Source organism: Microbacterium sp. JAI119, assembly GCF_013410135.1.
GTDB lineage: Bacteria > Actinomycetota > Actinomycetes > Actinomycetales > Microbacteriaceae > Microbacterium > Microbacterium oxydans.
The window spans coordinates 1246765-1265927 of the sequence record NZ_JACCCK010000001.1 but is presented as its reverse complement, the minus strand read 5'-3'; the positions used below and the strand labels follow the sequence as shown (position 1 = coordinate 1265927).

21 protein-coding genes are annotated in these 19163 nt (G+C 68.5%); 7 read left to right on the top strand and 14 right to left on the bottom strand.

Features of this window, described 5'->3' with window-relative positions; genetic code table 11:
• The first annotated feature begins 57 nt into the window (after positions 1-57).
• A complete protein-coding gene (locus HDC31_RS06180) occupies positions 58-696 on the top strand; it encodes an O-methyltransferase (RefSeq protein ID WP_058633170.1) in 639 nt (212 codons plus the stop codon).
• Positions 697-813: 117 nt separating this feature from the next.
• On the opposite strand, the gene HDC31_RS06175 is transcribed toward HDC31_RS06180, so the two are convergent.
• The 3 genes from HDC31_RS06175 to dapE all read right to left on the bottom strand — a co-directional run bounded on the left by HDC31_RS06175 (position 814) and on the right by dapE (position 3354).
• Complete coding sequence (locus HDC31_RS06175) at positions 814-987, bottom strand: DUF3117 domain-containing protein (RefSeq protein WP_071328210.1); 174 nt, start codon at positions 985-987, stop codon at positions 814-816.
• Between the two features lie 94 nt (positions 988-1081).
• Positions 1082-2299 (bottom strand): hypothetical protein, encoded by a 1218-nt coding sequence (locus tag HDC31_RS06170; RefSeq protein ID WP_113682001.1) that lies wholly within the window; start codon positions 2297-2299, stop codon positions 1082-1084.
• The gene (gene dapE, locus HDC31_RS06165) at positions 2281-3354 is read right to left on the bottom strand and encodes a succinyl-diaminopimelate desuccinylase (protein ID WP_046749565.1); all 1074 of its coding nucleotides are present in this window, start codon (positions 3352-3354) and stop codon (positions 2281-2283) included. Before dapE ends, HDC31_RS06170 begins: the two co-directional genes overlap by 19 nt.
• 64 nt (positions 3355-3418) lie before the next feature.
• Here dapE and dapD point away from each other — a divergent pair, with 64 nt between their 5' ends.
• Entirely contained in the window at positions 3419-4366 is a 948-nt protein-coding gene (dapD, locus tag HDC31_RS06160; protein ID WP_113682000.1) for a 2,3,4,5-tetrahydropyridine-2,6-dicarboxylate N-succinyltransferase, read from the top strand.
• Between the two features lie 289 nt (positions 4367-4655).
• Positions 4656-6032, top strand: coding sequence for a DEAD/DEAH box helicase (locus tag HDC31_RS06155; RefSeq protein WP_179515914.1), 1377 nt, complete (start codon positions 4656-4658; stop codon positions 6030-6032).
• Between the two features lie 69 nt (positions 6033-6101).
• Here the strand turns inward: HDC31_RS06155 and HDC31_RS06150 are convergent, their stop codons facing one another.
• The 6 genes from HDC31_RS06150 to HDC31_RS06125 form a co-directional block, all read right to left on the bottom strand.
• Entirely contained in the window at positions 6102-7391 is a 1290-nt protein-coding gene (locus tag HDC31_RS06150; protein ID WP_179515913.1) for a citrate synthase, read from the bottom strand.
• 191 nt (positions 7392-7582) lie between these two features.
• The gene (gene dapC, locus HDC31_RS06145; protein ID WP_113681684.1) at positions 7583-8695 is read right to left on the bottom strand and encodes a succinyldiaminopimelate transaminase; all 1113 of its coding nucleotides are present in this window, start codon (positions 8693-8695) and stop codon (positions 7583-7585) included.
• Positions 8696-8706: 11 nt separating this feature from the next.
• Positions 8707-9027 carry a ferredoxin gene (fdxA, locus tag HDC31_RS06140; protein ID WP_045263079.1) on the bottom strand — a complete coding sequence of 107 codons (321 nt, stop codon included), beginning with the start codon at positions 9025-9027 and terminating at the stop codon, positions 8707-8709.
• Between the two features lie 9 nt (positions 9028-9036).
• Entirely contained in the window at positions 9037-9447 is a 411-nt protein-coding gene (locus HDC31_RS06135) for a histidinol dehydrogenase (protein WP_179515912.1), read from the bottom strand.
• Positions 9448-9496: 49 nt separating this feature from the next.
• Complete coding sequence (locus HDC31_RS06130; protein WP_046749570.1) at positions 9497-9811, bottom strand: AzlD domain-containing protein; 315 nt, start codon at positions 9809-9811, stop codon at positions 9497-9499.
• Complete coding sequence (locus tag HDC31_RS06125; protein ID WP_179515911.1) at positions 9808-10530, bottom strand: AzlC family ABC transporter permease; 723 nt, start codon at positions 10528-10530, stop codon at positions 9808-9810. The genes HDC31_RS06130 and HDC31_RS06125 overlap by 4 nt, the downstream gene beginning before the upstream one ends.
• Positions 10531-10634: 104 nt before the next feature.
• Between HDC31_RS06125 and HDC31_RS06120 the strand changes: the two genes are divergently transcribed.
• Positions 10635-11183, top strand: a complete 549-nt coding sequence (locus tag HDC31_RS06120) for a helix-turn-helix domain-containing protein (RefSeq protein ID WP_046749572.1) — start codon at positions 10635-10637, stop codon at positions 11181-11183.
• Positions 11184-11186: 3 nt separating this feature from the next.
• Here HDC31_RS06120 and HDC31_RS06115 read toward each other — a convergent pair whose 3' ends face one another.
• The 4 genes from HDC31_RS06115 to typA form a co-directional block, all read right to left on the bottom strand.
• Complete coding sequence (locus HDC31_RS06115; RefSeq protein ID WP_058633177.1) at positions 11187-12818, bottom strand: MFS transporter; 1632 nt, start codon at positions 12816-12818, stop codon at positions 11187-11189.
• Positions 12815-13861 carry a glutaminase A gene (gene glsA / locus HDC31_RS06110; protein ID WP_147251352.1) on the bottom strand — a complete coding sequence of 349 codons (1047 nt, stop codon included), beginning with the start codon at positions 13859-13861 and terminating at the stop codon, positions 12815-12817. The genes HDC31_RS06115 and glsA overlap by 4 nt, the downstream gene beginning before the upstream one ends.
• A gap of 98 nt (positions 13862-13959) precedes the next feature.
• Entirely contained in the window at positions 13960-14856 is an 897-nt protein-coding gene (locus HDC31_RS06105) for a hypothetical protein (protein ID WP_052748831.1), read from the bottom strand.
• A 196-nt stretch (positions 14857-15052) separates the two neighbouring features.
• Positions 15053-16966 carry a translational GTPase TypA gene (typA, locus tag HDC31_RS06100; protein WP_046749575.1) on the bottom strand — a complete coding sequence of 638 codons (1914 nt, stop codon included), beginning with the start codon at positions 16964-16966 and terminating at the stop codon, positions 15053-15055.
• 102 nt (positions 16967-17068) lie between these two features.
• Between typA and HDC31_RS06095 the strand changes: the two genes are divergently transcribed.
• From HDC31_RS06095 to HDC31_RS06085, 3 genes are all read left to right on the top strand, one after another.
• Positions 17069-17875 carry a CPBP family intramembrane glutamic endopeptidase gene (locus HDC31_RS06095; protein ID WP_179515910.1) on the top strand — a complete coding sequence of 269 codons (807 nt, stop codon included), beginning with the start codon at positions 17069-17071 and terminating at the stop codon, positions 17873-17875.
• 88 nt (positions 17876-17963) lie between these two features.
• Positions 17964-18176 (top strand): hypothetical protein, encoded by a 213-nt coding sequence (locus HDC31_RS06090; protein WP_046749577.1) that lies wholly within the window; start codon positions 17964-17966, stop codon positions 18174-18176.
• A gap of 125 nt (positions 18177-18301) precedes the next feature.
• On the top strand, positions 18302-18520 hold the full coding sequence (locus HDC31_RS06085; protein WP_046749578.1) for a hypothetical protein: 219 nt from the start codon (positions 18302-18304) through the stop codon (positions 18518-18520).
• 82 nt (positions 18521-18602) lie between these two features.
• Here the strand turns inward: HDC31_RS06085 and HDC31_RS06080 are convergent, their stop codons facing one another.
• Positions 18603-19163: a PH domain-containing protein gene (locus tag HDC31_RS06080; protein WP_113681686.1), complete on the bottom strand. Its 561-nt coding sequence runs from the start codon at positions 19161-19163 to the stop codon at positions 18603-18605.

Below are 19163 nucleotides of genomic sequence, written 5' to 3'. Positions count from 1 at the left end.
GCACTCGCGGACCGAATACGCTGGAGAAGATCACAGGCAGGCAGGGAGATACAGGCCATGAGCGAGCATGACGCGAACGCGCGTTTTCTGCGCGAGTCCATCGTGGAACCCGACGCCATCGCTCGCGCCCGTGCGCACGCGCTCGAGCTCGGGGCCATGCCCGTCAGCGCGTCCGTCGGCTCTCAGATCGCTGTGCTCGCCGCCGCGACCGGCGCCAGGTCGATCGTCGAGATCGGCACCGGTGCCGGTGTCTCCGGACTCTGGCTGCTCCGCGGCGCGCCCCAGGCCGTGCTCACCTCGATCGACAACGAACCGGAGCACCTCGCCGCCGCGCGGCAGGCCTTCTCCGACGCGAAGATCCCCTCCACGAGAGCACGTTTCATCACGGGGCGTGCGATCGACGTGCTCCCGCGCATGAACGAGAACTCCTACGACATCGTGCTGGTCGACGCCGACCCCGAGCACGTCATCGAGTACGTCGAGCACGGTCTGCGTCTCGCACGCACCGGTGGCCTCGTGCTCGTGCCGCGTGTCCTGGCGGGCGGCCGCGTCGCCGACCCGGTGCAGCGCGACGAGATCACGGCCGCCTACCGATCCCTCGTGCAGGAGACGCAGGAGTCTTCGGCCGTGCTCGCGACGCTCTCCCCCGCGGGCGAAGGCCTGCTGCAGCTGATCAGCCTCGCAGAGCGCGGCTGATCGCACGGATTCCCGATGGAGGCGGCGCCGACCACGCAGGTGCCGACCCAGGAAGAAGGGCGGTGGTTCCGAGGAACCACCGCCCTTTCGGATCCGCTGACGCGGATCCCTGGTCGATCAGGCCGGTGCCACGACGGCGCCAAGCACGTCGTGAAGCTCCTTGGCCTCGGCGTCGTTCACGGAGACGACCAGGCGGCCGCCGCCTTCGAGTGGAACGCGCACGATGATGAGTCGTCCTTCCTTCACGGCTTCCATAGGCCCGTCTCCGGTCCTCGGCTTCATCGCTGCCATCGTGGCTCCCTTTCCTCCGGTGGTATGGGATGAGTTTATCGGGTGTCACCGGGACCTGGAGGTCACGGAGCAACAATTGGGTCGAGCTCCACGGTCACGGGACCTGCCAGAACGTGTTCCCGAGCCCATACACGTGATATATCCAGACCCATTGACCGACCAGACATGCCGCCAGGACGCCGAGACGCCAGAGCCGAGACCGCGGCACGGCGACCGCGCCCCACAACGGACTGAGCGGGAGCAGCAGGCGGAAGGTGCTCGACTGGGGGAAGAAGACGGCGAGCAGGTAGAGCAGATAGCTCGCGCTCCAGAGGCGAAGATCGACGCCGAGCGCCCGTACCTGCGGTGAGAGCAGGAGCACTGCGGCGGCACCTGCCACGATGAGCACCAGGGCGATGGGCCCCCACCACTGCGGCAAGCCCCAGAGACCGAACCAGAACTGCGACGCCTGGATCCACCCCTCGAAAGGGATGAACCCTTCGACGCCGCCGGTGATCCAGTGCTGACGCCAGGCGAGCTCGGTCGCGAGATACGCCCCCGCGTCCCCTGTCGCGATGCCGGCGATCACCTGCCAGGCGAATCCGCAGAGGGTCGCGAGCGCCCCGAGCGCGAGGATGTGTGCGATCTCCCTCCCCACCAACGGATCGTCGCGGCGACGGATCCAGCGCACCACGCCGTGCAATCCCAGATAGAGCGCGAAGGCGAGGACGCCGGGGCGGGTGAAGGCCATCGCCGGGATGAGCAGATACAGCCAGGCGTACTTCCGCCGCGCCGTCATGTCGAGGGCGAGGAAGAGCAGCAGGAGGAACAGCGTCTCGGCGTATCCCACCTGGAACATCGCCGCGATCGGGCCGGCCGCGAAGAAGACCACTGCCCACAGCGCAGCGGAATCACCGATGCGCTCGCGCAGCAGCCGGTGCAGCACGAGGCACGCCAGGTATCCGACCCCGAGAGAGAGGAGGAGGGCGCCTGCTCCCCAGGAACCGAGCACGAGACCGATCCCCTTGGCCGCATATGCGAACACCGGCATGAAGGCCCAGGCATTCTCGGCGACGTCGCCCGCATCCGTGAGCGGCAGCTCTGTCGGGTACCCGTTCTCGGCGACGAGCCAGTACCACTGCGCGTCCCAGCCGAGCACGAAATCGATCAGGCCCGCCCCGGCGCCGAAGCGCGAGGAGGAGGTCGACAGCGATGCGGCGATGATGAGGAGCACCGTCGTCACGACCCGCGCCCCGAGGTAGATCAGCGCGACGCGCAGCGCGATCGGCGCCTTCGCCCAACGGCGCGCTGCGCTCAGTGCGAGGTGAGCCATGCGCGCAGGCCCCGCTCCACGGCGTCGATCTGCGCGAGCGGCACGCGCTCCTCATCGTGGTGGGCCAGGTGCGGGTCGCCGGGACCGTAGTTGACGGCGGGGATCCCCAGAGCGGAGAAGCGGGCGACATCCGTCCAGCCGTACTTCGGCCGCGGCTCCGCACCGACGGCGGCGACGAACTGCTTCGCGATCTCCGCGTCGAGGCCGGGACGCGCACCCTCGGCGGCGTCGGTGATCTCGACGTCGAACCCCGCGAGGACTCCGCGCAGATGTGTCTCGGCCTCCGCGGCGGACTTGCTCGGCGCGAAGCGGTAGTTGACCTCGACCTCGCAGGCATCGGGGATGACGTTCCCCGCGACGCCACCTGCGATGCGCACGGCGCTCAGACTCTCGCGGTACAGCAGCCCCTCGACCGGCACCTCCCTGGCCCGGTACTCGGCGAGCCGGGTGAGGATCGGCGCGGCACGATGGATCGCGTTCTCCCCGATCCATGCCCTCGCGCTGTGCGCCCGGACGCCCGACGTGCGCACGATCGCCCGCATCGTGCCGTTGCATCCGCCCTCGACCTCGCCGTTGGAGGGCTCACCGAGGATCGCGAAGTCGGCCTCGAACAGGTCGGGGCGGACGGCGGCGAGCAGCCCGAGGCCGTTCTTCGACGCCTCGACCTCCTCGTTGTCGTACCACATCCAGGTGATGTCGATCGCGGGTTCGACCAGCTCCGCAGCGAGCTTCAGCTGCACCGCGGTCCCTGCCTTCATGTCGACGGTCCCACGACCCCAGAGGTACGGCACACCGTCGATCTCGATGTCGCGGGTGGGGAGGTTGGCATTGATGGGCACCGTGTCGATGTGCCCGGCGATCGCGACGCGCTGCGCGCGACCGAGATCCGTGCGCGCGATGACGGTGTTGCCGTGGCGGAAGACCTGCAGGTGCCCCAGCGGCGTGACGGCCGCCTCGATGGCGTCGGCGAGCGTCTTCTCGTCTCCGGAGACGCTGGGGATATCGCAGATCGCACGGGTGAGGTCGACGGAGGACGCGGTCAGATCGAGCACCATGGGTCAAGACTACTTACCCGTCATGCGTGCAGTCACCGCGCTGCGGGCGCGATAGCGTGGAGGGATGAGCGACGCGCGCACGGTATGGGGTATCGGACTGACCACGATCGCCGGAGACGGCACCGTCCTGGATGCGTGGTACCCCGAGGTGCGGACCGGAACCGCGGAGGCGGATGAGGCCGCCGTCACCGCGCTCGCGGATCTCACCGGAGCCGACCAGCGACGCAACGTCACGGTGGAGGTCGTGCAGCTGCAGATCGACCTCGACGCCGCACCGGCTTCGACCGCGGACGCCTATCTTCGTCTGCACGCGCTCTCCCACCTGGTGGTGCGCCCCAACGATGTCAACCTCGACGGCGTCTTCGCTCATCTCCCGAACGTCGCCTGGACCAACGCGGGACCCGTCCTGCCCTCGGACGCCGCCCGCCTGCGTCCGCTCCTCCAGCGGTCGGGCATCCAGATCCAGGGTCTGGACAAGTTCCCCCGTCTCACGGACTACGTGCAGCCGACCGGTGTCCGCATCGCGGATGCTTCCCGCGTGCGCCTCGGCGCATACCTCTCCCCCGGCACCACTGTCATGCACGAGGGTTTCGTCAACTTCAACGCCGGAACGCTCGGCGCGTCGATGGTGGAGGGCCGCATCTCCCAGGGGGTCGTCGTCGGCGACGGCAGCGACATCGGCGGGGGCGCCTCCATCATGGGCACGCTCTCGGGCGGAGGGACGCACCGCGTCGCGATCGGCGCGCGCACGCTGCTGGGCGCCAACGCCGGCATCGGCATCTCCCTCGGTGACGACTGCGTCGTCGAAGCAGGCCTCTATGTGACGGCCGGCACGAAGATCGTCCTGGTCGACGGCCCCGTGACCGCCGATGGCGGGCGGAGGACGGTGAAGGGCGGAGAGCTCTCCGGTCAGGACGGACTGCTGTTCCGCCGCAACTCGCTCAGCGGTGCCGTCGAGGCCGTCCGCCGCGCCGGCGTCGGGGTGACGCTGAACGAGGCCCTGCACGCCTGAGAACCCCGGGCGGCGGGTGTCAGTGCACGCAGGTGGCCTCGGCGACCCGCGCAGGAGCCGACATGCAGCCGAGCTCATGCATGCACTGGTAGACTGACTCCGTTGCGTGTACCGCCGGTACCCAACATCGTCGTCGTCACGGGGTCTCCGAGGACCGAAGCGAGCGGAACCGCTCCCACCACCAGCACGAGCTGGCCTTTCGAACGGCGAACCGATGCGCGATTCCGCGCCGTCGCCCACCTCACCCCCTATCTCGCGCCGTTCATTCGTGCGCTGACGGAGTTTCTGCATGTCTACTTTCCTTGAACTCGGCGTTCCCGCCGAGCTCGCCGCCGTTCTCGCCGACTCGGGTAAGACCGAGGCGTTCGCCATCCAGCGCGACACGCTGCCCGACTCTCTCGCCGGACGCGACCTCCTGGGTCGCGGACGCACCGGCAGCGGCAAGACCATCGCCTTCGCGCTCCCCCTCGTCGCCCGCCTCGCCGCCTCCGGCGGTCAGCGCCGCGCCGGCCTGCCGCGTGGTCTCGTCCTCGCCCCCACCCGTGAGCTCGCGACTCAGATCGCCGCGACGATCACTCCTCTCGCCGAGGCCGCCGGCCTTCGCGTCACGACCGTCTTCGGCGGCGTCAGCCAGCGCCCGCAGGAGCAGGCACTGCGCGGCGGTGTCGACATCGTCGTGGCCTGCCCCGGCCGCCTGGAAGACCTCATGAAGCAGCAGGTCCTCCGTCTCAGCGCGATCGAGGTCACCGTGCTCGACGAAGCCGACCACATGGCCGACCTCGGCTTCCTCCCCGGCGTCACCCGCATCCTCACGGCCACGCCTGCCGGCGGACAGCGCCTGCTGTTCAGCGCGACGCTGGACCGCGGTATCGACACCCTGGCGCGCCGCTTCCTCTCGAACGCGGTCAGCCACGAGGTCGATGAGGAGAGCGTTCCCGTCGGCGAGATGACGCACCGCGTGCTGGTCGTCGACTCCACCGACAACAAGACCGTTCTCGTGCGCGAGCTCGCCTCCGGCACCGGTCGGCGCATCCTCTTCACGCGCACCAAGCACCAGGCGAAGAAGCTGGCGAAGCAGCTCACCGCCGCGGGGATCCCCGCCGTCGACCTGCACGGCAACCTCTCGCAGAACGCGCGCGAGCGCAACCTCGGTGCGTTCTCGACCGCCCCTGAGGACGGCGGCGTGCGGGTGCTCGTCGCGACCGACGTCGCCGCGCGCGGCGTCCACGTCGACAACGTCGACCTCGTCGTCCACGTCGACCCGCCGGTCGAGCACAAGGCATACCTGCACCGTTCCGGCCGCACAGCCCGCGCCGGTGCTGCCGGAACCGTCGTCACGGTCGTGCTCCCTGAGCAGCGCCGCGACGTCAAGGATCTTCTGCGCAAGGCCGCCATCACGGCGCCGCTCGAGGACGTCACCGCCGCTGCGGTCGCCGAGCTCGTCCCCGAGCGCGCGCCGCACGTGCGCCCGGCACCGGTGCAGGCACCGCAGCAGCAGCAGCGTCAGTCCTCGAAGCAGCGTCCGGCCGGCGGCGAGAGGAACAGCGCGGCCAACCCGCCGTCGCGTCGCCGTCGTCGCCCCCGTCCCGGCGCAGGCCAGGGTGGCGGGTACTCCACGCAGAGCGGTCAGTCCCGCCAGGGCGGTCGCGGCTCGCAGGGTCGCTGACCCCGCTGCACGGCGAAGAAGAAAGCGCCCCTTCCGCTACGGCGGGAGGGGCGCTTTCTCGTCACGCGCTCAGCGCGTGGGGAACTGACGTTCCGGCGATCCTGTGTACAGCTGCTGCGGACGACCGATCTTCGTCTGGGGGTCGAGCTGCAGCTCGCGCCACTGGGCCAGCCAACCGGGCAGACGACCGATCGCGAACAGAACGGTGAACATGCGCGTGGGGAAGCCCATCGCCTTGTAGATGACGCCGGTGTAGAAGTCGACGTTCGGGTACAGGCGACGCTCCCGGAAGTAGTCGTCGGCCAGCGCCAGCTCTTCGAGCTCCTTGGCGAGGTCGAGGAGCGGATCGGTGACGCCCAGCGACGAGAGCACCTCGTCGGCCGCGTCCTTGACGAGCTTGGCACGGGGGTCGTAGTTCTTGTAGACCCGGTGCCCGAAGCCCATCAGCTTCACGCCCTCTTCCTTGTTCTTCACCCGCTCGACGAAGCGCGAGACGCTCTGCCCGGAGTCGCGGATCTGACCGAGCATGGTCAGCACGGCCTCGTTCGCCCCGCCGTGGAGCGGACCGGAGAGAGCCTGGATACCGGCGGACACGGATGCGAACTGGTTGGCCCCGGTCGAACCGACCAGGCGGACCGTGGACGTCGACGCGTTCTGCTCGTGGTCTTCGTGCAGGATGAGGAGCAGCTCGAGAGCCTTCGACATCACCGGGTTGACCTCGTACTCCTCGCTGTGAACGCCGAAGTTGAGCTTCAGGAAGTTGTCCACGAAGCTCAGGGAGTTGTCGGGGTACAGGAAGGCCTGGCCGACGCTCTTCTTGTGCGCGTAGGCCGCGATCACGGGGAGCTTCGCGAGCATGCGCACCATGTTCAGCTCGACGTGCTCCGGGTTGTGCGGGTCGGTCTGACCCTCGTAGTAGGTCGAGAGCGCCGCGACCGCCGAGGACAGCACCGACATCGGGTGCGCCGTGTGCGGAAGCGCCGAGAAGAAGCGCTTGAGGTCTTCGTGCAGGAGGGTGTGCCGGCGGATCTTCTCGTCGAACTCCGCCAGCTCGGAGGCGGAGGGCAGGTCGCCGTAGATGAGGAGCCACGCGACCTCGAGGTAGCTCGTCGAACCCGCGAGCTGCTCGATCGGATATCCGCGGTACCGCAGGATGCCCTTGTCGCCGTCGATGTACGTGATCTCCGACTTCGTCGACGCCGTGTTGACGAAACCGTAGTCCAGGCCGGTGTAGCCCGTCTGCCGCGTCAACGTCGAGAAATCGATGCTGTCGTGCCCCGCCGTGCCGCGCAGCACCGGGAATTCAGCGGTCGTGTCGCCGATCGTCAGCTTCGCCGTCTGGTCTGCCGCTGCACTCACGCGGACCTCCTCGTAGTGTCCGCCCCCGCTCGTCGCGGTGGGTTCGAACAAGATCTTGATCAAGCCTGAACTGGCGATCTCACGGCGCTCAGGCGCCAGGTCGGGTCACGACCGAATCGCCTTTACAGCCTAGTAGTCGCACAGGCCTACTGTGACATCCGCCAAAGGGACGCCCCCTCCGAGGAGGGAATCTACATATCGGCCACAGTGAGACGGCGCGCGGCCTCGGCCACATGAGCCGTCGATGCGGTGAGGGCCAGGCGGACATGCTGCCCGGATTCACCGCCGTAGAACGGACCCGGACCGGCGAGGATGCCCAGATCGGCCAGTCGTCCCATCGATTCCCAGGAGTCGCGCCCCTCGGTCGCCCAGAGGTAGAGCCCGGCCTCCGAACCGTCGATGCGGAAGCCTGCGGCCTCCAGCGCGGGACGCAGGGCATCGCGGCGGGTGCGGTAGAGAGCCTTCTGGACGGCGACGTGCTCGTCGTCCGCGAGCGCCACCGCCATCGCGTGCTGCACCGGTGCCGGGGGCATCAGCCCGAGATGCTTGCGGGCAGTGAGAAGCTCGCCGACGACACGAGCGCACCCGGCCACGAACGCCGCACGGTAGCCGGCGAGGTTCGACTGCTTGCTCAGCGAGTAGACACTGAGCAAGTTCGCACGACTTCCGCCCGTCACCCGCGGGTCGAGGACCGACGGGACCGACTCGGTCGCCCAGACGCCGTCCCAGCCCAGCTCGGCGTAGCACTCGTCGCTCGCGAGCACGGCACCGAGCTCACGAGCACGACGCACGGCAGCGGCGAGCTCATCGACGGTCCAGGTGCGTCCGTCCGGGTTGCCCGGGGTGTTGATCCAGATGAGCTTGGCGCCCTCCGGCCAGTCGGCTGGATCGTCCGCGGGAAGGGGCGTCGCTCCAACCACGCGTGCCCCGACCTCGTAGGTCGGGTAGGCCACGCGCGGGTGGACGACGATGTCTCCGGCCCCCAGACCGAGCAGTGTGGGCAGCAGCGCGACGAGTTCCTTGGACCCGATCGTCGGGAGCACGTTGTCGACCCGGAGGTCGGGCACTCCCCTGCGCCGGGCGTACCACTCGACGATCGCCTCCCGCAGGGTGGGTGTGCCCACCGTCTGCGGATAGGCATGCGCATCCGTGGCCTCGGCCAGGGCGCGGCGGATGATGTCGGGGGTGGGGTCGACCGGAGAACCGACCGAGAGGTCGATCAGTCCGTCCGGGTGCTGCTGCGCGCGCTCACGGAACGGGACGACGGCATCCCACGGATAGTCGGCGAGATCGCGGACGCTCACGGAGCCAGCGCCTACTCGCCCTGAGGCGGCAGAGCCGCGACGATCGGGTGATCGAACGAGTAGACACCCACCTTGGCGGCGCCACCGGGCGACCCGATCTCGTCGAAGAACTCGACGTTGGCCTTGTAGTAGTCCTGCCACTCATCGGGCAGGTCGTCTTCGTAGTAGATCGCCTCGACGGGACACACGGGCTCGCAGGCGCCGCAGTCCACGCATTCGTCCGGGTGGATGTAGAGCGAGCGTTCGCCCTCGTAGATGCAGTCAACGGGGCACTCGTCGATGCAGGCGCGATCCTTGACATCGACGCACGGGAGGGCGATCACATACGTCACCCCCTCAGTCTACGACTCGCGCGGCTCGGGTTCCTGCGCGGCAGGCGCCTCCGTGCGCACCGGGAGGCGTCGGACGGAGGGCCAGGCGACGACGAGCAGGACGATTCCGGCGACCAGATAGGTCCAGATCTGCCCGAGGAACGAGGCGGGCTCGACGACGGATCCGCCCGGCCCCTCCCCGGAGATCAGCACCAGCATGCCGATCATCCCGAGTCCGGCCGCGACAGCGGCGCCCCTGTCATGCGTGAGGGTTCGGACGGCGATGAGGATGGCAGCGCACGCGATGGCCGCGATGATCATGCCGATGGGGATGGGGCCCCACATCACACTGTGACTGATGGTGCCGGCGACGCCGTAGACACCGCCGACGAGGGCGGCAGCGATCCACGACAACACTCTCGACACCCAGCTCACGCGCACCTGTCGATCTTACCGACGAGCCCCCGCCGGACGGGATCGGGGAGGTGGGTCATGCGGCGATCCCGAACAGACGCAACAGGGCTGCGACCGCCGCCGCCGCGACGACGACCACGAGGAAGGACTGCCGCAGCCACAGGAGGCCGCCGGCGACCAGCAGCGCGGGCACGCGAGCATCGACCGTGATCGCCTGACCGTCGCCGAGGGTCTGCACGGCCACGAGAGCCGCGAGCAGACCCACTGTCAGCAGATCGGAGATGCGGGCGGTGCGCGGCGCCTCCAGCACCCGAGGGGGCACCAGGTATCCGGCCGCCTTGAGGGCGAGGCAGATCAGGGCGGCGAGGAGGATCGCACTCCACACGGTCACGAGGCCGCCCCCGCACCCCGGTCCGCTCCACCGTCGGTCGAGGCCGCGGGACGACCCCACCAGTCGAACCAGCCGACGGCGATCGCGACGACCGCAGCCACCAGAACCGGAAGGCCCGGCATCAGGAACGGCGTGAAGGCCGCGGCGACGACAGCCGCTGCGACGCCGACCGCGACGGCCTGCCGCTGCCGGAGCCGAGGCCAGAGGAGAGCGAGGAACGCCGCGGCTGCGGCCGCATCCAGTCCCCATGTCCTGGGGTCGCCGAGCACGTCGCCCACGAGCGCCCCGACGAGGGTGGTGATGTTCCACCCGACGAAGATGCCGATCCCGGTCACCCAGAAGCCGACCCGCCGCAGCCGAGGATCACCCTGCGAGATCGCCACGGCCGTCGACTCGTCGATCGTGAAGTGCGCAGCTGCGGCCTTGCGAGCCGGTCCGCCCCCGATGATGGGTGACATCCGCATGGCGTAGGCGACGTTGCGGACACCGAGGAGCGCAGCCGAGGCGATCGCGGAAGGCAGTGCCGACAATCCCCCAGCGGTGAAGACGCCGACGAAGGCGAACTGGGACCCCCCGGTGAACATCAGCAGACTCAGCACACAGGTCTGCCAGACGTCGAGCCCCGACGCCACGGCGAGCGCGCCGAAAGAGACCCCGTACGCACTGGTCGCCAGCACCACGCCGAGTGCCTCACGCCAGACCTCACGCTCCGCGGTCATCGCGCCGCCCAAGAGCTGCCGTTCGCTTCAGTGAACACATGGTCATAATTCTGAACACGTTCTGCGGCATAGTCAAGCGAACGATCGTTTGACATGATGAACGTATGGAGGAACTTCGTACGCGCATCGCCCGCACCCTGCGCCGGGAACGTGAGGCGGCGAGCCTGTCGGTGTCCGAACTCGCTCGACGGGCCGGGGTCTCCAAAGCGACGGTGTCCCAGCTCGAGAGCGGCTCGGGCAACCCCAGCGTCGAGACGCTGTGGGCCCTCGGCGTCGCACTGGGGGTGCCGTTCGCCGTGCTCGTCGACCAGCAGTCCAACGCACCGAAGCTGATCCGCGCAGACGATCTGTCCGGGGTGCCGTCCTCCGCTGCCGCCTACAGCGCGACCCTGCTGTCTGCGAGCCCGCCCGGCGCACGCCGCGACGTCTACCTGATCCAGGCCGAGCCGGGCGACGCACGCCGGTCGGATCCCCATCACCCCGGGACGATCGAGCACGTGGTCCTGATGGCCGGCCAGGCGCGCATCGGCCCGGCGGAGAATCCCGTCCTCCTAGACCCCGGCGACTACCTGACCTACGCCGGCGATGCGCCCCATGTCTTCGAGGCGACCGTGGCGGGCACCAGAGCCGTGCTCATCTCGGAGCTGCGCTGAGCCTCACTCCCCTCCCGAGACCGGCGACGGATCGGGGATCTCGTGCGGCCGATACTGCGGTAGCCGGGAAGCCGGAAGGATCGCGAGCGCGCTGATCCCCGCCAGCAGAAGGAGTCCGAGCTTGAGAGTGCCCAGGCGCGACTCCTCGTTCACCACCACCGCGGCGTCGATCTGCTCGGGCGTCGCGTCCGTCGCCTCGAGCGCGGCGCGCAGATCGTCGTTGCTGATGAAGTTGATGTTGTCCATGTCGACCTGGGCGACGAGGGACGGCGGCAGCTCGGGATGCTCGACGACCGCACGACCGACGCTGAGGCCGAGGAGGGACACCAGCAGCGCTCCGGCCAGCGCGGTGCCCACCGCCGAAGCGAGGTTCTGCGTGGTGCCTCGCAGCGACCCCACATCCCCCGCGAGCTCGGCCGGAGCCGCCGTCACCAACACGTTGAACACCAGGGTCACCAGCGCCCCCTGCCCGATGCCGAAGACGATCAGGCCCAGGATCGTCGGGATCGTCTCCCAGTTGTTGTTGACCACGAACGACAGCCACACCAGGGCCGCCGTGGTGAGGATGAACCCGACGACGCCGATCGTGCGCGGTGGGAACCGCTTGTACAGCCGCACCACGAGGGTGGCGGTGACGAAGACCGTCAAGTTGAACGGCATCATGGCCATCGAGGTGTCGAACGGCGTCCTCCCCTGCACGATCTGGATGTAGAGCGGGATCGTGAAGTTCACGCACGCTTCCAGCGCCACCACGATGAACATCGCGTACACGGCGGCGCGCTCGCGAGAGGATCCGAGGACGCTCAGGTCGATCAGGGGCACCTTTCCCTCCGCCATCCGCTTCCTCGTCCACAGGAAGAACGCCTGGCCGAGCACGAGGCCGACCACGATGAACACGGGGGCCGGCGAGAGGCCGAGCACCGCGAAGGGGGCATCGGCCGTCGCCGCCACGGCACCCCACGAGTTCAGGTTGTTGAACCCGAGGGTCAGCAGCACGATCGCCGCGCCGATGAGCAACGAGGCGACGAGGTCGATGCGGATCGACGCGTCGCCGCGATCCCCCCGCAGGGTGAAGCTCAGGGCGAACACCACCACGGCGATGCCGAGCACGATGAAGAACATCGGTCGCCAGCCCACCAACGTGCCCAGCGTCCCTCCGATCAGGAAGGCGCTGACGCCCGAGATCGCGCGCGCCGAACCGATGGCGCCGATGGCGGTCGCCTGCTGAGGCCCCCGGTAGTTCTCGGCGATGAGAGCGACGATCGACGGCACGATGATCGCGGCAGCCGCCCCGGCCACGGCCTGCCCCGCGATGGCCCACCACACGGTGGGAGCGAGGATCATCATGATCGACGAACCGGCGAACAACGCGATCACGATCCGGAAGATCACGACCCAGCCGATCCGCTGCCCGAGCTTCGCGCCGGTCATCACGAGCGCCGCGACGGCGAGGCCGTACATGACGATGGTCGTGCTCGCGACCGTCGGCGGCACTCCGAACTCGCTCACCATGCCCCCGAGCGAGATCGGCAGCGCGGCGACGTTGAACGACATCAGCACCTGCGCGAGGAAGAGGCTGACCATCGGCAGCCACGAGGTCTTGATCGGGGTCTGCGGTGCGGGGATCTGGGTCATGACAGCTCCAGGGGTGCGGAGGGCGAGGCGGGAGAAGACGCAGGATGGGGGACGGCCGACGAGGCGAACAGGTTCAGCCCGAGCGCCCGCGACAGGTAGCCGATGGCCATCTGCGAGCGGACGGAGTTGCCCGCCTCGTCGAGTCGAGGAGAGAACCCCGCGACGGCGCCCTTTCCCGGCGCGATCGCGACGATGCCTCCCGCGACTCCGGACTTCGCGGGGAGTCCGATCTCGAACAGCCAGTCGCCGGAGCGTTCGTAGAGGCCCGTCGATGCGACGACCGCGAGCGTGTCGCGGCACACGTCCGCCGAGACGATCCGCTCGCCCGTGACGGGGTTCACTCCCCCGTCGGCGAGTGTGGCGCCCATGACCGCGAGGTCGTGAGCCGTGACCCCGAGCGCGCACTGGCGCGTGTACACATCGACCACCTCGTCCGGGTCACCCGCGAGTCGCCCGTAGCTGCGCAGTAGGCGTCCGAGAGCACGGTTGCGGTCGTTGGTCGCGGCCTCCGAGGCGTACACGACGCCGTCGAGGCTCAGCGGCCGGCCGGCGAACGCCGAGAGCCCCTCCCGCATCCGCTCCCACTGCTCCACGGGTGTCGCACCGGGCATGAGCGCTGTCGTGGCGATCGCCCCCGCGTTGACCATGGGGTTCATCGGGTGGCCGTCGTTGAGCTCCAGCGCCATCACGGAGTTGAAGGCCAGGCCGGTGTTGTTCACCCCGACGACTTCGCGCACGCGCTCATGGCCGTGCTCCTGGATGGCCAGGGCGTACACGAACATCTTCGAGATCGACTGGATCGAGAACGGATGCAACGCATCACCGGCGTCGTGCAGCCCGCCGCCGACCTCGATCACCGCCAGACCGAACAGCTCCGGATCGACCTCCGCGAGCACCGGGATGTAGTCCGCGACGCTCCCGCGGCGCTCGTCGGCGTAGCGGGCGTGAGCATCGCGCACCACCTCCTCGACGCGGTCCCACCCCGGCAGCGCGCCGGTGGACGCCTCCTGCGGGACGCCGTGCCATGCTGGGGGGTCGAGCACATCTCCTCCTCGGATCCGTGACGTCCCCCAGCCGTCAGAGTCACCGTAGCGCTCGACGACCGCCTTCACCTAGAGCATGTGCAGCGTTGCGGAGGGGATCAGTACCAGTTCATCGCCTGGGAGTGCGACCATGCGCTGCAGGGAGTGCCGTACACCGACGAGATGTACCCGAGACCCCACGCGACCTGCGTGGCCGCGTTCGTCTGCCAGTCGGAGCCGGCGGAGGCCATCTTGCTTCCGGGGAGCGCCTGCGGGATGCCGGTGGCACCGCTGGGGTTGTACGCCTTGTAGTTCCAGCCGGACTCCTTGTTCCACAGGGAGTTCAGGCAGGAGAACTGGTCACCGCCCCATCCGTACGTGCTCGACATGATCTGCTGTGCGGCCGCCTTCGCCCCCTCGGGAGTGTTCGCTGCAGCCAGCGCGGCTGCGGCCTGCTGTTCCGCGGCGGCCTGGGCCGCCGCCTGCTCCGCTGCGACCCGCGCTGCCTCCTCCTCGGCCTGCTTCTGCTGGGCGGCGGTCAGCGCCCCGCGCAGCTCCGCGGTGTCGGCGACCACGCTCGCGGTCTCATCCTGCGCCTTGTCGGCGAGGACGCCTACGAGCAGCACCGGCGTCACCTCGGTGTCATCGAGCTTCTCGATGTCGCTTTCGAGATCGGAGGTGTCGACGGAAGTCACTGCTCCCACATCGAGGCCGGCGGCGGCGACCTCAGCGCTCAGGGTCTCGGCTGCGGTGACCGCGTCCTTCGCCTGTGCCAGAGTGGCGGAGGCATCCTCCGCGATCTCTGCCAGCGGCTGAGCGCCCGCCAGTGCGGGTGCGGTGACGGCCGCAGCAGGGCTCATGGCTCCCACCGCGGGGGTGGAGGCCAGACCGACGCTCAGCGTGATGCCGACCAGCGTCGCCGATGCGACGCCGAGGATGGTCATGGGACGGTGGGCCGCGTTACGGGCTGATGCCGCCGCGGAGGCGCGCCGAAGCGCACGGGTCTTCTGAAGCATTGGGTTCGACTTTCGGGTTGTCGTACGCCCTTTAAGGAGACTCATCGGGAGCTCGTCCCAGGCGCAAGTGAACCACTCTGAACGATGAACCTGAACGAAAACAATCCCTCACCTGGGATTTACATGAGAAGAGGGCCCCGCGCACGCCTTTCGGCGGCACGGGGCCCTCTCACTCGGAGCGTGTCCGAGGCTGTTCTCAGACGCTCGCGTCCTGGCGCTTCAGGCGCGCGGTCTCGCGTGCACGCGTGTTCGCGTCGAGGTTCACCTTGCGGATGCGCACGACCTCGGGGGTCACCTCGACGCACTCGTCGTCGCGGGCGAACTCGAGGCTCTCCTCCAGCGTCAGCTGGCGCGGAGGCGTCATCGACTCGAAGGTGTCGGAGCTCGCTGCACGCATGTTGGTGAGCTTCTTCTCCTTGGTGATGTTCACGTCCATGTCGTCGGCGCGCGAGTTCTCGCCGATGACCATGCCCTCGTAGACCTCCTGCGTGGGCTGCACGAAGAACGACATGCGCTCCTGCAGAGCGATCATCGCGAACGGGGTGACGACACCCTGACGGTCAGCGACGATCGAGCCGTTCTGACGCGTCGTGATGGAGCCGGCCCACGGCTCGTAGCCGTGCGAGATCGCATTCGCGATACCGGTGCCGCGGGTCGTGGTCAGGAACTCGCTGCGGAAGCCGATGAGGCCGCGCGACGGGACGATGAACTCCATGCGCACCCAGCCGGTGCCGTGGTTGGTCATGTTCTCCATGCGACCCTTGCGGTTCGCGAGCAGCTGCGTGATCGCGCCGAGGTGCTCCTCCGGAGTGTCGATCGTGAGGTGCTCGAACGGCTCGTAGGTCTTGCCGTCGATCTTCTTCGTGACCACCTGCGGCTTGCCGACGGTGAGTTCGAAGCCCTCGCGACGCATGTTCTCGACGAGGATGGCGAGGGCCAGTTCTCCACGACCCTGCACCTCCCAGGCATCCGGGCGTCCGATGTCGACGACCTTGAGCGAGACGTTGCCGATGAGCTCCTTGTCGAGACGGTCCTTGACCATGCGAGCCGTGAGCTTGTGCCCCTTGACCTTGCCCATGAGCGGCGAGGTGTTGGTGCCGATCGTCATGGAGATGGCGGGGTCGTCGACCGTGATGGCCGGAAGCGGACGGACGTCCTCGGGGTCGGCGATGGTCTCGCCGATCGTGATGTTCTCGAAGCCGGCGATGGCGACGATGTCACCGGGGCCTGCGGACTCGGCAGGGTAGCGCTCGAGTGCACGGGTCTTCAGGAGCTCGGTGACACGCGCGTTCTGGTGCGTGCCGTCAGCGCGCACCCAGGCGACGGTCTGCCCCTTCTTGAGGGTGCCGTTGAAGATGCGGAGCAGGGCGAGACGGCCGAGGAACGGGCTGGAGTCGAGGTTCGTGACCCAGGCCTGCAGCGGGTGCTCGTCGTCGTACTCCGGCGCCGGCACGTGCTCGAGGATAGCTTCGAAGAGCGGCTCGAGGTCGTCGTTGTCCGGAAGCGTGCCGTCGGCGGGACGGTTCTGCGAGGCGGCGCCGGCACGACCGGAGGCGTAGACCACCGGCACGTCGAGAAGAGCGTCGACGTCGAGGTCGGGCACGTCGTCGACCAGGTCGGACGCGAGACCCAGCAGCAGGTCGTGCGCCTCTTCCTCGACCTCGGCGATGCGCGCGTCAGGACGGTCGGTCTTGTTGACCAGGAGGATGACGGGCAGCTTGGCCTCGAGAGCCTTGCGCAGCACGAAGCGGGTCTGCGGCAGCGGACCCTCGCTGGCGTCGACGAGCAGCACGACGCCGTCGACCATCGACAGGCCGCGCTCGACCTCGCCACCGAAGTCGGCGTGGCCGGGGGTGTCGATCACGTTGATCGTGATCTCCTTGCCGCCGGCGTGCTTGCCCTTGTAGGTGATCGCCGTGTTCTTGGCGAGGATCGTGATGCCCTTCTCACGTTCCAGGTCGTTCGAGTCCATGGCGCGCTCATCGACGTGAGCGTGTTCGCCGAAGGAACCCGTCTGACGCAGCATGGCGTCGACGAGAGTGGTCTTGCCGTGGTCGACGTGCGCCACGATTGCGACGTTGCGGAGGTCAGAACGGAGGGCGTGCGCCATGCAGGTGTCCTAAAAGATGTGGGGTTTCGCCGGGAAGCCGACGTTCCAGGATAACGCAAGCTCGGGGCCGGTTCCTGAAAAGCAGGTCGTAGCATCGAGATCGTGACCCGACCGCAGGCTCCGTGGGAACTCCCCGACCTCTCCCCCGCCCCCTCCCGTGCTCGACTGTGGTGGGAGATCGCGATCGTCCTGGCGCTGGGTCTCGGCCAGTCGGCGGTCTACGCGATCGTCCAACTGGCCTACCGCCTCACGGACGACGTGCCGATCGCCGATCAGGTGGCGAAGCTCAACCCGTCTCGGAGCGACAGGGAGATCTTCGACCTCATCTACCAGGTGCTCGCGATCGGGTTCTCGCTCGTCCCCGTCGTGCTGGTGTGCTTCCTGCTGTGGCAGTCGCGACGCCCCCATCTGGCGCGTCTGGGGCTGGATGGCACCGGTGTCGCGAAGGATGCGGGCCGCGGCATCCTGCTCGTGCTCGCGATCGGCATCCCCGGGCTCGGTCTCTATCTCGCCGGCCGGGCGCTCGGACTGACCGTGGCCATCGATCCTGCCGGGATAGACGCGTATTGGTGGACCGTCCCGGTTCTCCTGCTCGCGGCGGCCCGCGCTTCCCTGCAGGAGGAGTTCGTGGTGCTCGGATACCTCTTCACACGGCTGCGACAACTCGGGTGGAGTCCGTGGACGATCATCATCTCCACGTCGGTCCTGCGGGCGAGCTACCACCTGTACCAGGGATACCCGGCGTTCGTCGGCAACCTCGCGATGGGGCTGCTCTTCGGCTGGCTGTATCACCGCAGCGGGCGGCTGATGCCCTTCCTCGTCGCGCACTTCCTGATCGACGCGGCCGCGTTCGTCGGGTATCCATGGGCCGCGGCGATGTGGCCCGAGCTGTTCGGTCTCCCCGGCTGAGTGACGACGGGTGGGATGGCTCTCCCCCTTCGCTGACGGAGTGCTCTAGCCTGAAGGCTTCCAACGACGGAAAACGGAGGGAAGTCTCATGAAGATGAACAGGATGACCAAGGCGGGGGCCGCGATCGCCATCGCAGCAGGGATCACGCTGCTCAGCGTCGCGCCCGCATCGGCAAGTGTTTTCGGGCCCTACTCGTCGGCGGCGCAGTGTAACGCCGATCGCACCGACTATGTCAGGGGCGGGGGGAAGGCCGCCCCCTGCATCCCCGGCACCGGAGGCTGGTACTTCCAGACGTACTGAGCATCATCGAGGATCGAGGCGGCGGGCATCAGCCCGTCGCCTCGATCCGTTGACACCCGTCGGACCTCGCCCCTAGGCTCGGGGCACCCACGACGACGTGGGTACGACAATCCGGGGGGATTCGAATGAAGAAGAAACTGTCCGCAACGGCCGCAGGCATCGTCCTCGTCACGGGAATGGTGTTCGGCGGGGCCGCTGCAGCGCAGGCCGCCAGCTGGTTCGGCCCGTTCACCGATCTGTCCTATTGCCAGGCCGAACGACGGATCTTCATGCAGGAGGGCTACAGCGTCGGCTCCTGCGTGCACCGCAGCGGCCAGCCGGGGTACTGGTTCTCCTACTCCTGAACCGGCCCCGAACCGTATTGCAACGTGCCCCCTGTCCTCGTGAGACGGCAGGGGGCACGTGTGCGGGGAAGTGGGAAGTATCTCAGCCTGCGGAGGCGATCATCACGGCGACGACCGCCCACACGACGATGATCCCGAGCGCTGACAGCGCCCTGGCGTCCCAGGAGCGACGGATCGGCGCACTCGCCGCGTGACCCGCAGCAGCCTGCCAGCGGTCGCGGATGTCCGTCAGGCCGCGCAACGACGCGGAGACTTGCACTTCCTCGTCGCGCATCTTGCTTCGTCTCGGACGCGCGTGCGCCGGTCCACCCCAGCAGGTGAGCTCCGTGTCATCGTCGAGCGAGAACCGCAGCTGCCACTGCAGGTCGATGTCACGGACCCGGTGCCAACCGAACTCGGTGCGCCGCAGCATGTTCTGGACGAGTGCCCCGTCGTCGCTGATGCGGACCATCGACACGAAGCTGATCTCGTAGATGATCCACAGGCCGAGGAGCACCCACGGTGCGAGGAGCAGCGTCTGCCCCCAGCCTCCGCGCACGACGGCGTCGCCGAGCAGGAACACCGCCAGAGCGAGGCTCACGACCATGACGACCGTGCCCGAGGACGAGCGGAAGGTCCGCCCGTCCTCGGGAGAGTTCGGCAT

Excerpts from the sequence above, each read along its gene's own strand:
- HDC31_RS06180 (WP_058633170.1), top strand. The coding sequence starts at position 58 with ATGAGCGAGCATGACGCGAACGCGCGTTTTCTGCGCGAGTCCATCGTG.
- HDC31_RS06175 (WP_071328210.1), bottom strand. The coding sequence starts at position 987 with ATGGCAGCGATGAAGCCGAGGACCGGAGACGGGCCTATGGAAGCCGTG.
- HDC31_RS06170 (WP_113682001.1), bottom strand. The coding sequence starts at position 2,299 with ATGGCTCACCTCGCACTGAGCGCAGCGCGCCGTTGGGCGAAGGCGCCG.
- dapE (WP_046749565.1), bottom strand. The coding sequence starts at position 3,354 with ATGGTGCTCGATCTGACCGCGTCCTCCGTCGACCTCACCCGTGCGATC.
- dapD (WP_113682000.1), top strand. The coding sequence starts at position 3,419 with ATGAGCGACGCGCGCACGGTATGGGGTATCGGACTGACCACGATCGCC.
- HDC31_RS06155 (WP_179515914.1), top strand. The coding sequence starts at position 4,656 with ATGTCTACTTTCCTTGAACTCGGCGTTCCCGCCGAGCTCGCCGCCGTT.
- HDC31_RS06125 (WP_179515911.1), bottom strand. The coding sequence starts at position 10,530 with ATGACCGCGGAGCGTGAGGTCTGGCGTGAGGCACTCGGCGTGGTGCTG.
- HDC31_RS06120 (WP_046749572.1), top strand. The coding sequence starts at position 10,635 with ATGGAGGAACTTCGTACGCGCATCGCCCGCACCCTGCGCCGGGAACGT.
- HDC31_RS06115 (WP_058633177.1), bottom strand. The coding sequence starts at position 12,818 with ATGACCCAGATCCCCGCACCGCAGACCCCGATCAAGACCTCGTGGCTG.
- HDC31_RS06105 (WP_052748831.1), bottom strand. The coding sequence starts at position 14,856 with ATGCTTCAGAAGACCCGTGCGCTTCGGCGCGCCTCCGCGGCGGCATCA.
- typA (WP_046749575.1), bottom strand. The coding sequence starts at position 16,966 with ATGGCGCACGCCCTCCGTTCTGACCTCCGCAACGTCGCAATCGTGGCG.
- HDC31_RS06090 (WP_046749577.1), top strand. The coding sequence starts at position 17,964 with ATGAAGATGAACAGGATGACCAAGGCGGGGGCCGCGATCGCCATCGCA.
- HDC31_RS06085 (WP_046749578.1), top strand. The coding sequence starts at position 18,302 with ATGAAGAAGAAACTGTCCGCAACGGCCGCAGGCATCGTCCTCGTCACG.
- HDC31_RS06080 (WP_113681686.1), bottom strand. The coding sequence starts at position 19,163 with ATGCCGAACTCTCCCGAGGACGGGCGGACCTTCCGCTCGTCCTCGGGC.